Source organism: Streptomyces sp. NPDC002623 (genome assembly GCF_053592635.1).
Window position 1 is genome coordinate 24,139 of sequence record NZ_JBSFWB010000027.1, and the last position, 13,462, is coordinate 37,600.

Annotated in this window: 13 protein-coding genes and 1 pseudogene; 7 read left to right on the top strand and 7 right to left on the bottom strand. The window is 73.4% G+C overall.

Features of this window, described 5'->3' with window-relative positions; all coding sequences use genetic code 11:
- Positions 1-53 precede the first annotated feature (53 nt).
- The gene (locus ACWD4O_RS35925; RefSeq protein WP_451286486.1) at positions 54-593 is read left to right on the top strand and encodes a hypothetical protein; all 540 of its coding nucleotides are present in this window, start codon (positions 54-56) and stop codon (positions 591-593) included.
- Here ACWD4O_RS35925 and ACWD4O_RS35930 read toward each other — a convergent pair.
- The 4 genes from ACWD4O_RS35930 to ACWD4O_RS35945 all read right to left on the bottom strand — a co-directional run bounded on the left by ACWD4O_RS35930 (position 590) and on the right by ACWD4O_RS35945 (position 4,708).
- Positions 590-1,153 carry a PadR family transcriptional regulator gene (locus ACWD4O_RS35930; RefSeq protein WP_451286488.1) on the bottom strand — a complete coding sequence of 188 codons (564 nt, stop codon included), beginning with the start codon at positions 1,151-1,153 and terminating at the stop codon, positions 590-592. The two genes, ACWD4O_RS35925 and ACWD4O_RS35930, sit on opposite strands and share 4 nt — an antisense overlap.
- 32 nt (positions 1,154-1,185) lie before the next feature.
- A complete protein-coding gene (locus ACWD4O_RS35935) occupies positions 1,186-3,201 on the bottom strand; it encodes an FAD-dependent oxidoreductase (RefSeq protein WP_451286490.1) in 2,016 nt (671 codons plus the stop codon).
- A gap of 99 nt (positions 3,202-3,300) precedes the next feature.
- Entirely contained in the window at positions 3,301-3,669 is a 369-nt protein-coding gene (locus ACWD4O_RS35940) for a hypothetical protein (RefSeq protein ID WP_451286492.1), read from the bottom strand.
- 127 nt (positions 3,670-3,796) lie between these two features.
- A complete protein-coding gene (locus ACWD4O_RS35945; RefSeq protein WP_451286494.1) occupies positions 3,797-4,708 on the bottom strand; it encodes a hypothetical protein in 912 nt (303 codons plus the stop codon).
- A 244-nt stretch (positions 4,709-4,952) separates the two neighbouring features.
- On the opposite strand from ACWD4O_RS35945, the gene ACWD4O_RS35950 reads away from it, so the two are divergent.
- Positions 4,953-7,019, top strand: coding sequence for a SpoIIE family protein phosphatase (locus tag ACWD4O_RS35950; RefSeq protein WP_451286496.1), 2,067 nt, complete (start codon positions 4,953-4,955; stop codon positions 7,017-7,019).
- A gap of 125 nt (positions 7,020-7,144) precedes the next feature.
- The gene (locus ACWD4O_RS35955; RefSeq protein ID WP_451286498.1) at positions 7,145-7,873 is read left to right on the top strand and encodes a hypothetical protein; all 729 of its coding nucleotides are present in this window, start codon (positions 7,145-7,147) and stop codon (positions 7,871-7,873) included.
- Here ACWD4O_RS35955 and ACWD4O_RS35960 read toward each other — a convergent pair.
- Positions 7,866-8,705, bottom strand: coding sequence for a putative protein N(5)-glutamine methyltransferase (locus ACWD4O_RS35960; protein ID WP_451286500.1), 840 nt, complete (start codon positions 8,703-8,705; stop codon positions 7,866-7,868). The genes ACWD4O_RS35955 and ACWD4O_RS35960 overlap by 8 nt on opposite strands.
- 260 nt (positions 8,706-8,965) lie before the next feature.
- On the opposite strand from ACWD4O_RS35960, the pseudogene ACWD4O_RS35965 reads away from it, so the two are divergent.
- A pseudogene (locus ACWD4O_RS35965) lies at positions 8,966-9,400 on the top strand (MarR family winged helix-turn-helix transcriptional regulator); the annotation flags it as partial.
- On the opposite strand, the gene ACWD4O_RS35970 reads toward ACWD4O_RS35965, so the two are convergent.
- Positions 9,367-10,128, bottom strand: a complete 762-nt coding sequence (locus tag ACWD4O_RS35970) for a GNAT family N-acetyltransferase (RefSeq protein ID WP_451286502.1) — start codon at positions 10,126-10,128, stop codon at positions 9,367-9,369. The pseudogene ACWD4O_RS35965 and the gene ACWD4O_RS35970 overlap by 34 nt on opposite strands.
- The gene (locus tag ACWD4O_RS35975; RefSeq protein WP_451286504.1) at positions 10,125-11,057 is read right to left on the bottom strand and encodes an NADP-dependent oxidoreductase; all 933 of its coding nucleotides are present in this window, start codon (positions 11,055-11,057) and stop codon (positions 10,125-10,127) included. The genes ACWD4O_RS35970 and ACWD4O_RS35975 overlap by 4 nt, the downstream gene beginning before the upstream one ends.
- Positions 11,058-11,264: 207 nt before the next feature.
- Here ACWD4O_RS35975 and ACWD4O_RS35980 point away from each other — a divergent pair, with 207 nt between their 5' ends.
- From ACWD4O_RS35980 to ACWD4O_RS35990, 3 genes are all read left to right on the top strand, one after another.
- Positions 11,265-11,870, top strand: coding sequence for a sulfite oxidase-like oxidoreductase (locus ACWD4O_RS35980; RefSeq protein ID WP_351911991.1), 606 nt, complete (start codon positions 11,265-11,267; stop codon positions 11,868-11,870).
- Entirely contained in the window at positions 11,863-12,645 is a 783-nt protein-coding gene (locus ACWD4O_RS35985; RefSeq protein WP_451286506.1) for a ferredoxin reductase, read from the top strand. The genes ACWD4O_RS35980 and ACWD4O_RS35985 overlap by 8 nt, the downstream gene beginning before the upstream one ends.
- 132 nt (positions 12,646-12,777) lie before the next feature.
- On the top strand, positions 12,778-13,365 hold the full coding sequence (locus ACWD4O_RS35990) for an Rv1733c family protein (RefSeq protein WP_451286508.1): 588 nt from the start codon (positions 12,778-12,780) through the stop codon (positions 13,363-13,365).
- Positions 13,366-13,462 lie beyond the last annotated feature (97 nt).

Genomic DNA, 13,462 nt, shown 5'->3' on the forward strand with positions numbered 1-13,462 from the left:
CTCGGCGGCGCAAGGGATGTACCGCTGACCGTGCCGCCGCCGGAGGACGTCCGATGCGCATTCCTCGTTTTCTCGTACGCTCAGGACTCACCGTGGCAGCCGCCGCCGCGCTGCCCCTCGCACTGGCCCCCGGGCCGGCCACCGCCCGGGTCTCGGGCATCTCGGTGAGCACGACCGGCTCCACGGTGTCGGTGGTGACCAGCGCCTGCACACTGATCAACGGCAGCTGGGGCACGGCCGCGCTGCTGAGCAGCGGCCAGGGGAGCTTCTCCCAGGGGCGTCAGGTGGCCCTGTCCGGGACGACCGCCGGCCAGTCCGCGGCCTGGTCGGCCGTCTCCCCGGGCACGTACACCGTCGTCGTCATGTGCTCCAACGGCAGCACCGCGGGCACCCAGTCCGTGATCGTCTCGGCCCCGTCCACGCCGACGATCTCGGCGACGGCCTCGCCCTCGCGCGGGGTCATGGGCGGTCTCGGCGGCGCGGCCCGTGACGTCGGCCCCATCACCATGGGGGTGGGCGGGGCGCTGGTCGGGGCGGGCGTCATCGCGGCGGCCTGGTTCCTGCGCCGCCGCTCGAAGCCGTACCGGCTCTAGGACAGGTCCTGGTCCCCCGCGTCCGCCACGGTGGCGGGCAGACCCGCCAGGGCCTCGGTGAGCCACTGGGTCCAGAAGGTCTCCAGCTCGATGCCCGCGCGCAGGACCAGGTGTTGCAGTCTGGCCTGCGCGCTCTCCTCGCCCGGCGGGAAGTCGCGCTTCTCGATCTCCTGGTACTCGGTCAACTGCCGTCGGTGCAGCTCGAGATGGCGGCGCAGGTCGGTCTCCAGGCCCGCGGTGCCGACGACGGCCGCGGCGCGCAGCCGCAGCAGCATGGCGTCGCGGTGCGGCTTCGGGTCCTGGGCGGCCGCCGTCCAGCGGGCGAGTTCGGCGCGGCCCGCGGGCAGGACCTCGTAGGCCTTCTTCTGCCCGCGGGCCGGCGTCTGCGTCGGCAGGGCCCGGATCTGGCCCTCGGCCTCCAGTTTTCCCAGCTCGCGATAGATCTGCTGGTGCGTCGCCGACCAGAAGTAGCCGATCGACCTGTCGAACCGGCGGGTCAGATCCAGCCCCGACGAGGGCCTCTCGAGCAGGGCGGTGAGGATCGCGTGCGGGAGTGACATGCCAGCCATCCTAGGGACGCGCCCGGACGGCCCTACAGCGCCGCCGCCAGCTCCGTGCCCTGCTGGACGGCGCGCTTGGCGTCCAGTTCGGCCGCGACGTCGGCGCCGCCGATGAGGTGCACGTTGGCGCCCGCGGCGACCAGCGCGTCGTACAGGTCCCGGCGCGGGTCCTGGCCGGTGCACAGCACCACGGTGTCGACCTCCAGGACGGTGCTCTGCTCGCCGACGGTGACATGCAGTCCGGCGTCGTCGATCCGGTCGTAGCGCACGCCCGGGACCATGGTGACGCCGCGGTGCTTTAGCTCGGCGCGATGGATCCAGCCGGTGGTCCTGCCGAGGCCCGAGCCGACCTTGGTCGTCTTGCGCTGCAGGAGGTGGACCGTGCGCGGCGGGGCGGGGCGTTCGGGGGCCGCGAGACCGCCGGGGGCCTGGTAGTCCATGTCGACGCCCCACTGGCGGAAGTAGGTCGCCGGGTCCTCGTTCGCCTTGTCGCCGCCGTCGGTGAGGAACTCGGCGACGTCGAAGCCGATGCCGCCCGCGCCGAGGATCGCGACCCGGTCGCCGACGGGGACCTTGTCGCGCAGGACGTCGAGGTAGCCGACGACGCTCGGGTGGTCGACGCCGGGGATGTCGGGGGTGCGCGGGACGACGCCGGTGGCGACGACGACCTCGTCGTAGTCGCCCAGGTCGTCTGCCGTCACGGGCGTGTCGAGGCGGACGTCCACGCCGTGGGCGTCGAGCTGGTGGCGGAAGTAGCGCAGCGTCTCGTCGAACTCCTGCTTGCCGGGGACCTGGCGGGCGACGTTGAGCTGGCCGCCGATCTCGCTCGCCGCGTCGTACAGCGTCACCTCGTGGCCGCGCTCGGCCGCCGACACCGCGCAGGCGAGTCCGGCCGGTCCCGCGCCGACCACGGCGACGCGTTTGCGCAGCCGGGTCGGGGCGAGGACCAGCTCGGTCTCGTGGCAGGCGCGCGGGTTGACCAGGCAGGAGGTGATCTTCCCGCTGAAGGTGTGGTCGAGGCAGGCCTGGTTGCAGCCGATGCAGGTGTTGATGGCCTCGGGCCGGCCCGCCGCGGCCTTGGCCACGAACTCGGGGTCGGCGAGCATCGGGCGGGCCATCGACACCATGTCCGCGCTGCCCTCGGCGAGCAACTGCTCGGCGAGTTCGGGGGTGTTGATGCGGTTGGTGGTGACCAGCGGCACGGAGACCGCGCCCATGAGCTTCTTCGTCACCCAGGTGTAGGCGCCGCGCGGCACCGAGGTGGCGATGGTGGGGATGCGGGCCTCGTGCCAGCCGATGCCGGTGTTGATGATGGTCGCGCCGGCCGCTTCGACGGCCTTGGCGAGGGTGACGACCTCGTCGAGCGTGGAGCCGCCGGGCACGAGGTCCAGCATGGACAGCCGGTAGACGACGATGAAGTCCTCGCCGACCGCCTCGCGCACCCGCCGGACGATCTCGACCGGGAAGCGCATCCGGTTCTCGTAGGAGCCGCCCCAGTGGTCGGTGCGGTGGTTGGTCTGCCGGGCGATGAACTCGTTGATGAGGTAGCCCTCGGAGCCCATGATCTCGACGCCGTCGTAGCCGGCCTGCCGCGCCAGGCGGGCGGCCCGGGCGTAGTCGTCGATGGTGCGCTCGACGTCGGCGGCGGTCAGCTCGCGGGGCGGGAAGGGGCTGATGGGGGCCTGGAGGGGGCTGGGGGCGACCAGGTCCGCGTGGTAGGCGTAGCGGCCGAAGTGCAGGATCTGCATCGCGATCCGGCCGCCCTCGCGGTGCACCGCGTCGGTGATCGTCCGGTGCTGCTCGGCCTCGGCGTCGGTGGTGAGCTTGGCGCCGCCCTCGTACGGCCGGCCCTCGTCGTTGGGGGCGATACCGCCCGTGACGATGAGTCCCACTCCGCCGCGGGCCCGGGCGGCGTAGAACGCGGCCATGCGCTCGAAGCCTCGCTCGGCCTCCTCCAGGCCGACGTGCATCGAGCCCATCAGGACGCGGTTGGGCAGCGTGGTGAAGCCCAGGTCGAGCGGGCTCAGCAGGTGCGGGTAACGGCTCATGACAGGCCTCCGTGCGCGGCGGTAGTCCCTCCAGTTCTAGAGGACCGCGCACGGTTTATGCAACTAGTTGCACAATCGGATCCCGGACTGTGCCGCAGGTCACCGGCTTTCGAGCAGAACGTGCAGCTCGCGTTCCTGGTCCCCGGAGGCGGAGGCGAGGTCGCGCACCGCGAACAGGGAGTCCAGCGTGGAGCGCAGCCGCTCGATCGCCCAGTAACCGCCCTGTGCGTCGGCCTCCACGGAGGACGAGAGCCGGGCGGGCGGCGGGCACGCACGGGCGTCGGTGACCTCGAAGGTGCCGAGCCACACCATCGGCCGGGTCTCATGGAGCTGCTGCGGCGCCTCGTCGGGGCCCCGGTCGGACTCGAAGCACGTGTTCAGCGTGTCGAACACGATCCGGGCGTCCTCCTTGCTGCATCCACTGATCTCGAGGGAGACGGGCTCCTCGTGCAGACGCTCACGATCCATCGTGATCGCTCCTCTCGTGGCGGTGGCGCGGCTGCGCGCACGCGGCGGAGCCGCACGGCGATACGGCCGCGCGAACCGCGCCACAACCCCAGAAAAGCACTCCTGGCCGCAGGGGACCAGCGAGGGATCAGCTCTTGGTGAACCGGTAGGTCTTGCTGTCCGTCAGCACACAGAAGCCGGGCGAGACGACGATCACCCGCAGGGTGCCGGTGCGACGGTCGTAGTCGATGCCCTCGGTCTCGAACGTGCCCGAGCAGGAGCTGCGCAGCGGCAGCTGGCGCAGGGCCGTGACGTGACCGGTGACGTCGGAGGTGCCGTTCGGGGCGGCGGACAGGTCGATCTGCAGGAGCGGCTTGGTGATGCCGAAGAGGGTGCCCGCCGGGTCGTCGGAGGAGCACAGCAGGGTGGTCGGACCGGTGAAGTCGCAGCCCTGGACGTCCCGTACGGCGTGGTCGAGGCGGACGGTCGACACCTGGGGCAGGTTCGCCGAGGGCGAGGTGCTCGGGTTGGCGCCGGGGGTCGGGAAGACGAGGAAGCGGGTCATGGTGCCCCACTCGCCCGACAGCATCCACTTGCTGTCCGGGGTGATCGCCGACCAGGAGTTGTTGAGGGCCTCGCCCGAGCCGAGCGCGTGGACGTACTCCGACCAGGCGCCGCCGGGCGCCTGCACGCGGTACATCTTCGAGGTGCCCGAGTCGCTCTGGTAGGGCTCCACGTAGTAGCCGTCGTAGGAGGCGTCCGGGTCGCCGACGTGGTTCCAGCCCCGGGTGGACACGGAGAGCGGGATGGTGCCGATGCCGGTGTAGCGGTTCGCGCTGTTCGCCGGGACCTCGACCGACGCCAGCCCCTGGCTCTCGGTCAGCGGGTCGGCGCGGTCGGATCCGACCTCGGTCCAGGTGTCGGCGGCCGCGGCGGGCGGTGCGGCCGAGAGGGCGGTGACCGTGGCGACGGCCAGCGCGAGGAAGGCGGCGCGGAAGGTACGGGCGGTGCGGGCGGTGCGGACCACGGGGCGGCGGCTGCGGGCAGGGCGCAGGGACATGGGACTCCTCGTCGAGGGGGGTGGGGGCGCGCTCGGCGGACAGTCTGACGCTCCGTGATAGTCATGTACAGACCAATTCGGATCAACAGGTGTGGACCCTGAGGAGAACGGCGTGCGACTCCGAACCGGAGGAGCCTGAAGAAGGACGCCCAAGGCGTGGGAGAAAAGGGTTGAGCACGGTAGAACAGGGGGAGTCGGCACGGGGGACGGCGTGCCGCATCGACATGCGGAGGCGGTGCGTGGCATGAGTGCAGCCGGATCGTCCGCGGCCGAGGGCGGTGGCCCCACAGGGCCGAGCTGGCTGCTGGACGTGCTGAACGTGGCCTCGGTGGTGCTCGACACCGACGGCCATATCGTGCTGTGGAGTCCCCAGGCCGAGGAGTTGTTCGGCTACTCGGCGCAGGAGGCGCTGGGGCGGTACGCGGCCCGGGTGATGGTCCACGAGCGGCACGTCGACCTCGTCGTGAAGCTCTTCGCGGACGTCATGGCCACCGGCCAGAGCTGGGCCGGGGCGTTCCCCGTCCGGCGCAAGGACGGCACCACCCGGCTGGTGGAGTTCCGCAACATGCGGCTCCTGGACGACCAGGGCGGGATCTACGCCCTCGGTCTCGCCGCCGACCAGACGACGGTGCACCGGCTGGAGCGGGACGTCGCCCTGTCCACCCGCATGGTCGAGCAGTCCCCCATCGGTCTCGCCGTGCTGGACACCGAACTGCGGTTCGTCTCGGTCAACCCCGCGCTGGCCCGGATCAACGGACTGCCTGCCGAGGAGCACCTCGGCCGGCGGGTCCGCGAGCTGCTGCCCCGACTGGACACCGAGACCCTGGACGCGGCAGCCCTCGAAGTGCTGCGGACCGGAGTGCCGCTCGTCGCCTGGCACACGGTCGGACGCACCGCCGCGTCCCCGGACGACGACCACGCCTGGTCGGTGTCCATGTACCGCCTGGAGGACGGCCGGGGCACGGTCCTGGGCGTGGCCGCGTCGGTCGCGGACATCACCGACCAGCACCGGGCGGCCGTCGAGGCGGAGGCGGCACGCCGCCGGCTGACGCTGATCGCCGACGCCTCGGCCCGCATCGGCACCACCCTGGACCTGGAACGCACGGCCTTCGAACTCGCCGACGTGGCGGTGCCGGAGCTGGCCGACGTGGCCGCGGTGGATCTGCTCGACGCGGTGGTGGCGGGCCGGCGGACCAGCCTCGGGCCCGCCGAGTCGGCCGTGATCCGTGCCCTGGCGGTGCGGGCCGAGGACGAGCCGGACGCGCTGGCGGCGGCCGACCAGCCCGGGCAGGTGGCCCGCTACGCGCCCGACCGGCTCGTCACCGAGTGCGTGCGCTCGGGCCGGCCCGTCATGGTGGCGCAGGTCAAGGACGAGGACCTCGGACACATCGCCCGCTCCCCGGAGGCGGCCCGCCTGCTGGCCCGGGCCGGCGTGCACTCCTATCTGGCCGTGCCGCTCATCGCGCGCGGCGAGGTGCTGGGCGCCCTCGACCTCAAACGGACCCGCAACCCCCTGCCGTTCGGCCGCGACGACCTGCTGCTCGCCCGCGAGCTGGCGGCCCGCGCGGCCGTCCAGATCGACAACGCGCGCTGGTACCAGAACGCCCGCACCACCGCGCTCACCCTCCAGCGCAGCCTGCTGCCGAGCCACCCGCCCGTCACCGGCGGGCTCGAGGTCGCCTCCCGCTACCAGCCCGCCGGCGCCACGACCGAGGTCGGCGGCGACTGGTTCGACGTCATCCCGCTCGAGGACGGCAGGACCGCGCTCGTCGTCGGCGATGTGATGGGCAGCGGCATCGACGCCGCCGCCACGATGGGCCGGCTGCGCACCGCGACGACCACGCTGGCCTCCCTCGGCCTGGACCCGGCGGTGCTGCTGGAGCACCTCGACCGGATCACCCAGGGCCTCGACCACTCCATCGCCACCTGCGTGTACGCCGTCCACGACCCAGGGCTGGGGAGCTGCCGGATCGCCAACGCCGGGCATCTGCCGCCGGCCCGGGTGCGCCCGGGCCGGCCGCCGGAGCTGCTCGACCTGCCCACCGGCGCGCCGCTGGGCGTGGGCGGGGTGGCGTTCTCCACGACCGAGGTGGAGTTCGCCCCCGGCGACCAGCTCCTGCTGTACACGGACGGACTCGTCGAGACCCGCACGGACTCCCTCGACGAGCGCCTGGACGCGCTGCTGGCGCTGCTCGACGATCCGGCGCGGCCGCTGGAGGAGTTGTGCGACCTGCTGCTGGAGAGGTTGCACCACCCCGCCGACCACGACGACGTGGCCCTGCTGGTGGCGCGGGCGCTGATCCGGGAGTGAGCCGGGCGCGCCCCCCGCGCCCCGATTCACAGGCTTTTGTTACTGCTTCCTTACCGCGCGCCTCGGACAATCACAGTGAGGCGTGGCAGCGGCGGCGCCGTGGTGGGCGAGGAGAGTGAGCCGTGATGCAGGAGCCGAAAGGGCCGCAGAGGCCCGAAGGACCGGAAGGACCGGAGCGGCCGCACGAGGTCGAACTGCTCCCGGGATCGGTCGGCGAGGCGGACGAGGGTCGCGAGCGCACCGATCTGCGCACGCTGTGGCATCGCCGGTCGGCGCGCGGGCGCGCGGTGATCGCGGCCACGACCGTCGCCGTGCTGGCACTCGGCGGCACGGTGGCGTACGCGGCGACGTCGAGCGGTTCCGACGGCGGCTCTCCGTCGGCCGCGCCGTCCGCGTCCTCCTCCGACGGCCCCGGCGGCCGGCACGGACACGGCGGCCCGTGGTTCGGGCTCGGCGGGGACGCGGCGCACGGCGAGGCCACCGTCAAGGACCCCGACACCGGGGACTGGGTGGTCCGCGTCTGGCAGCGCGGCACGGTCGAGAAGGTGGCCGACGACCAGGTCACCGTCAAGAGCGAGGACGGCGCCTCGTGGACGTGGACGGTGGGTCCGGACGCCTCCGTCTCCGGCAAGGACGCCTCCGGCTCCGGCGCCGACACCCTGAAGAAGGGCGACACGGTGTACGTCGTCGGCTCCCGGTCCGGCGACAGGAACACGGCCGACCGGGTGCTGTCCGGCGCCTTCGACGACCGGGGCAAGGAGCACCGGCGCGGCGGCTTCCCGGAGCACGGCCCGTGGAACCGGGGCGACGCCGAACGCTCCCCCGACCCCACGGGCAGCGGCGCCGCTACCTGACGCCGGTCGCGGCCCTGGTCCCGACGAGCACATGGGCGTATCGCTCCTCGTCCTCGGCCACCCGCACCGCAAGACCGGCCCGGGTGAACGCCTCGACGGCGGCCGGGGTCTGGCGCTCACTGGTCTCGACGAGGAGACAGCCGCCGGGGGCGAGCCAGTGCGGGGCCCCGGCGGCGACCCGGCGCAGCACGTCCAGTCCGTCGCCGCCGCCGTCGAGTGCGGTGAGCGGCTCGTGGTCGCGGGCCTCGGCCGGCAGCAGGGGCACCTCGTCGGTCGGGACGTACGGGACGTTGGCGGCCAGGATGTCGATCCGGCCCCGCAGCCGGCCCGGCAGCGCCTCGAACAGGTCGCCCCGATAGGCGTGTCCGGCATAGGCGGCGACGTTGCGCCCGGCGCAGCGCACCGCGGCCGGGTCGATGTCCGCGGCGTGCAGCTCGACCTGCCCGAGGGACGCGGCGAGGGCGGCGCCGACCGCGCCCGAGCCGCAGCACAGGTCGACGACCACGCGGGCGTGCGGCGCGGTGGCGAGGGCCTGCTCGACGAGGAACTCGGTGCGGCGGCGGGGCACGAAGACGCCCGGCTCGACGGTGATGCGCAGACCGTGGAACTCGGCCCAGCCGACGACGTGTTCGAGGGGCAGGCCCGAAGCACGGCGTTCCACCATGGCGGCGGCCTCGTCGGGAGTCCGGGCGGCGGTGCGGATCAACTCCGCCTCGTCCTCGGCGAAGACGCATCCGGCGGCGCGCAGAGCGGCGACGTGGGCGTCGAACGAAGGGGACCCGGAGGAGAACGAGTCGGACGAAGAGGGTGAGGAACTGGAAAGTGGAGGCATGAAGCCGAGAAGCCTTTCGGATGCCGAAGGGCGCTCTCGCGGTCTCCTACGGGCGGCGGCCCACGCCGTCCCGGGAGGAGAGCACCCGACCTGACACTGCGGTAATGGGTCTCACCTCCTCGGCCGTGCACGACTGGGGACCTCCGCAGCCGGACGGCCACATTACCCCAACGATCAGATGCTCTTCGTAGTTTCACGCTCCCGGCATATCAAGTTGTACTATGCAACCAGGTGAGCGGGGAACCAGTGAGGGAGCGCCCGTGGACGCAGCCGAGGCCGTGGAGACGATCCAGCGGGAGATGACGGCCTTCGCGCGGCGGGCCCGCTCTTCGGCGGGCCGACTGCACCCCGAACTGTCGCTGGTGTCGTACACGCTCCTCGGCCACCTGGAGGAGAGCGGCGCCTGCCGGGCCACCGACCTCGCCGCGCACTACGCCCTGGACAAGTCCACGGTCAGCCGTCAGGTCGCCGCCCTGGAGCGCGCCGCCCTGATCGAGCGGCGCCAGGACCCCGAGGACCACCGCGTCCAGCTCCTCCACCTCACCGAGGCCGGACGCCGCCTCCTCGCCCAGGTCACCGAGAGCCGCCGCACGGCGTTCCGGGAACGGCTGGCGGAGTGGTCGGCGGAGGACCTGGAGCGGTTCGCGCAGTGTCTGGTGCGCTACAACGCGTGGACCGGCCCCGCCTCCGAGGCCGACCGACTCCAGCGCCCCGGCTCTTCCGGAACCCGTGCCGCCAGGAACGTCGTCCGGCGGCGCAGCCGGAAGCCCAACGACTCGTAGAGCCGAATGGCGTTGACGTTGCCTGCGGAGGTGTGGAGGAAGGGCGTCTCGCCGCGTTCGCGGATGCCGTGGGCGACGGCGAGGATCAGACGGGTCGCCAGGCCCTCACCGCGGAAGGCGGGGTCGGTGCAGACCGCGCTGATCTCGGTCCAGCCGGGCGGGTGGAGCCGCTCGCCGGCCATGGCGACGAGCGCGCCGTCCCGGCGGATGCCCAGGTAGGTGCCGAGCTCGATGGTGCGGGCCTCGAACGGCCCCGGCTGGGTGCGGGCTATCAGATCGAGCATCTCGGGTACGTCGGCGGGGCCGAGCCGGATCGCCTCCGGGTCGGGTGCGGCGGCCAGCCCGTCGTCGACGAACTGCACGCCCTCCATCCGGAAGGTGACCTCCCAGCCGTCCGGGACCTCCCCGCCGAACCCGGCCAACGCGACCTCCGCGCCGGGCCCGGCGAGCGCGGCGAGGTCCGCCCAGTCCTCCCCGTGCGGCTCGTCCGGCAGCGCCAGCCAGGGCGACACGTCGACGGGATACCGCAGGACCCGCCCCCGACGCTCGGCGAAGCGGGCGTGCGGCCCGGTGAGGGCGGCGCGGGCGGGGTTGTCGAGCACGTGCGGGGGCTCGACGAGGGGCGACTCAGCGGTGCTCATATGCCTGTTCCCATCTCCAGTACGACCTTGCCGCGGGTGTGGCCGCTCTCGACCTCGCGAAGGGCCTCGCCCGCCCGTTCCAGCGGGAAGGTGCGGGTCACGTGCGGGTCCAGGTCGCCGTGGACGACCAGTTCCGCCACCGCCCGCAGGACGGCCGCGTCACGGGCGCGGGCCACCCGGGCGCCGCCCAGCCGCTCGACCTCCTCGGCCGGGGCCCCGGCGGTGATCAGCCGGGAGGGGTCCCGCACCAGGGCGGCCGCCGCGTGCAGCACCTCGCCGCCGACGAGGTCGTAGACGCCGTCGACACCGTCCGGCGCTGCCAGCCGCGCGGTCTGCGCCCAGTCCGGGCCGGACGGCACGTGCACGGCGCCCAGCGACTCGAGGAAGTCCTTCTTGCCCTCGCTCGCGACGCCCAGGACGCGCAGTCCGAGGGCGTGGGCGATCTGCACGACGGCGACGCCGACACCGCCGCCCGCGCCGGTGACCAGCAGCGTCGAGCCGGCCGGCAGATCGAGCTGATGGACGCCGTCGTAGGCGGTCGCGGCGGCCACCGGGAGGGTCGCGGCGTCGGCGAAGGACAGTGCGGCGGGCTTGTGCGCGGTGATGCCGGCGGCCAGCAGCGCGTACTCGGCATAGCCGCCCGCGACCGCAGTGCCGAACACCTCGTCGCCGGGCGCGAACCCGGTGACGCCCTCGCCGGTCTCCGTCACGACGCCGGCCACCTCGTTGCCCAGGACAGACGGGAACACGCGCTCAGCGGTCTCGCCGGGCCGCCGGAAGCCCGTGCGCTGCTTCCAGTCGACGGGGTTCACTCCCGCCGCGCGCACCGCGACGAGCACCTCGCCGGGCCCGGGCCGGGGCCGCTCCAGGTCGACGAGCGCCTCCGTCTCGGGGCCGCCGTACCGGGTGAACACGTACGCCTTCGGCATTGCTCCCACTCTCCTTCGCCGGTGCCGAACCGCTCGATCGCCGATCCGGAACGACACGTGCAAGGGCGGGAGGGCCGATGACTATTCCCGGCCTTCGGGAGTGTTCATACGGCCTTAATGATCGCCGGACGGCCCCGGTGCGGAGCACGGCCGACTTGCACGTACGGTTGACGGCGTCACCCGACCGCCCCCTCACGCTGGAACCCCATGAACGTCACCCGAGGCTTCACCGGCCGCCCGCGCGTCCTCGATCCGGGGCTGCCCCCCGGCCAGTACGACGCGGGCGACGACTGGCCCGTGCTGTCCGCCGAGGTCACCCCCGATCTCACCCCCGCCGACTGGACCTTCCGCGTCGACGGGCTGGTCGAGGCCCCCCGCTCCTGGGACTGGGACGAGGCGCACACCCTGCCGGAGTCCGCGTACGAGGGCGACATCCACTGTGTGACCAGCTGGTCGAAGTTCGGGGTGCGGTTCGGGGGCGTGTCCCTGGACGCGTTCCTGGCGGCCGTCCGCCCCCTGCCGTCCGCGACCCACGCCGTCGCGTACTCGCACACCGGGTACACGACCAACCTGCCCCTCGCCGACCTGACCGGCGGGCGGGCCTGGATCGCCTGGGAGTACGACGGCAAGCCCCTCGCGGCCGAGCACGGCGGACCGGCGCGACTGCTGGTGCCGCATCTGTACTTCTGGAAGAGCGCCAAGTGGATCGCGGGCCTGCGTCTCCTGGACCACGACGAGCCGGGCTTCTGGGAGCAGAACGGCTACCACGCCCGGGGCAACCCCTGGGAGGAGCAGAGGTACTCCGGTGACTGAGACCTTCGCCGCCGCCCCTTCCGCCGGGGCCTTCACGCCCCTGACCCGGTTCGCCGTGCCGGGCCGGATCGCCGTGAGCAACCGCGCCGCCGCCGTGTGGCAGACGGCGACGCTCACCGAGATCCGCCGCGAGACCCCGCACGCGGCCACCTTCCGGTTCGCGGCGCCCGCCTGGGCGGGCCACCTGCCCGGCCAGCACCTGATGCTGCGGCTGACCGCCGCCGACGGCTACACCGCCCAGCGGCACTACTCGATCGCCTCCGCGCCCGACGAGGACGGGCACATCGAGCTGACCCTGGACCACGTCGACGGCGGCGAGGTCTCCGGCTGGTTCCACACCGTCGCGAAGCCCGGTGACGAGGTCGAGCTGCGCGGCCCGCTCAGCGGCTTCTTCGCCTGGCCCGGCGACCGGCCCGCGCTGCTGATCGGCGCCGGCTCCGGGGTCGTCCCGCTGATGTCGATGGTCCGTCACCACCGGGCGCGCGGCCTGGACGTGCCGCTGCGGCTGCTGGTGTCCGCGCGCGGCCCCGAGGAGCTGATCTACGGGCGGGAGTACGACGCGGAGACGACGCCCGTGTTCACCCGGAGCGCCCCGGCGGGCGTGCCCGTGGGACGGCTCGCCGCCGAGCACGTGGCCCCGCTGCTCGCCGAGCGGCCCGCGGGCGGCTGGGAGGCGTACGTGTGCGGCTCGAACGCCTTCGCCGAGCACGCCTCGCGGCTGCTGGTCGAGGCGGGACAGCCGGTGGACCGGATCCGGATCGAACGCTTCGGCTGACCGTCCCCGGCCGCCCGCGCCGCCCCGGAGGGCCGTCGAGGGGCCGTCGTGCACGATGCGTGAAACGATGTACTCCGAACGGGGTACGACCCTCATGAGGGCACTCGTACGCGTGACGGCGAGGAGGTCGACATGCGAATCCGGGTGCGTGACCGGCGCTGGCGGGACAATCCGCTGCGGCGCCGGTCCGACGTCTTGGAGGCGTGGACGGCGCTCGTCGTCGCCGTGCTGCTGCTGGTCGCCGTGCCCCTGGCCGGGGCGCTCGCCGGCCTGTGGGCGCACGGGGACGCGCAGACGGTCGCGGAGCGGCAGCGCGCCGAGCGCCACCGGGTGCGGGCCGAGGTCGTCGGCAAGGTTCCCGACACCCTGCCCACGGCGGAAGGCGTCCGCGGGCAGACGTACCGCGTGAGCGTGCGCTGGACGCCGCCCGGCGAGAAGGCCCGGACGGCCACCGCGCGGGTTCCGGAGGGGACACAGCAGGGCGACACCGTGGACGTGTGGTTCGACGACCGGGGCCGGAGCGTCGCGGCGCCGCCGAGCGACACGATGGTGTGGCAGCACACGCTCACCATGGCGACCTGCGCGGCCGGCGGTGCGACCGCCGTGGTGCTGCTGGGGCACACCGTCGTCCGGCGGGCGGCGATGCGGCACCGGCTGGGCGAGTGGGAGCGGGAGTGGGCCCGCACGGAACCGCAGTGGACCCGGCGCAGGCCCGCTTGAGGCTTCTGATCAGGCTCTGAAGCTCCTGATGAGGGTCTGGCGAGGGCTCCCGCCGCCCGCGTACGGTGTGATCATTCGTACGGGCACTTAACAAAAG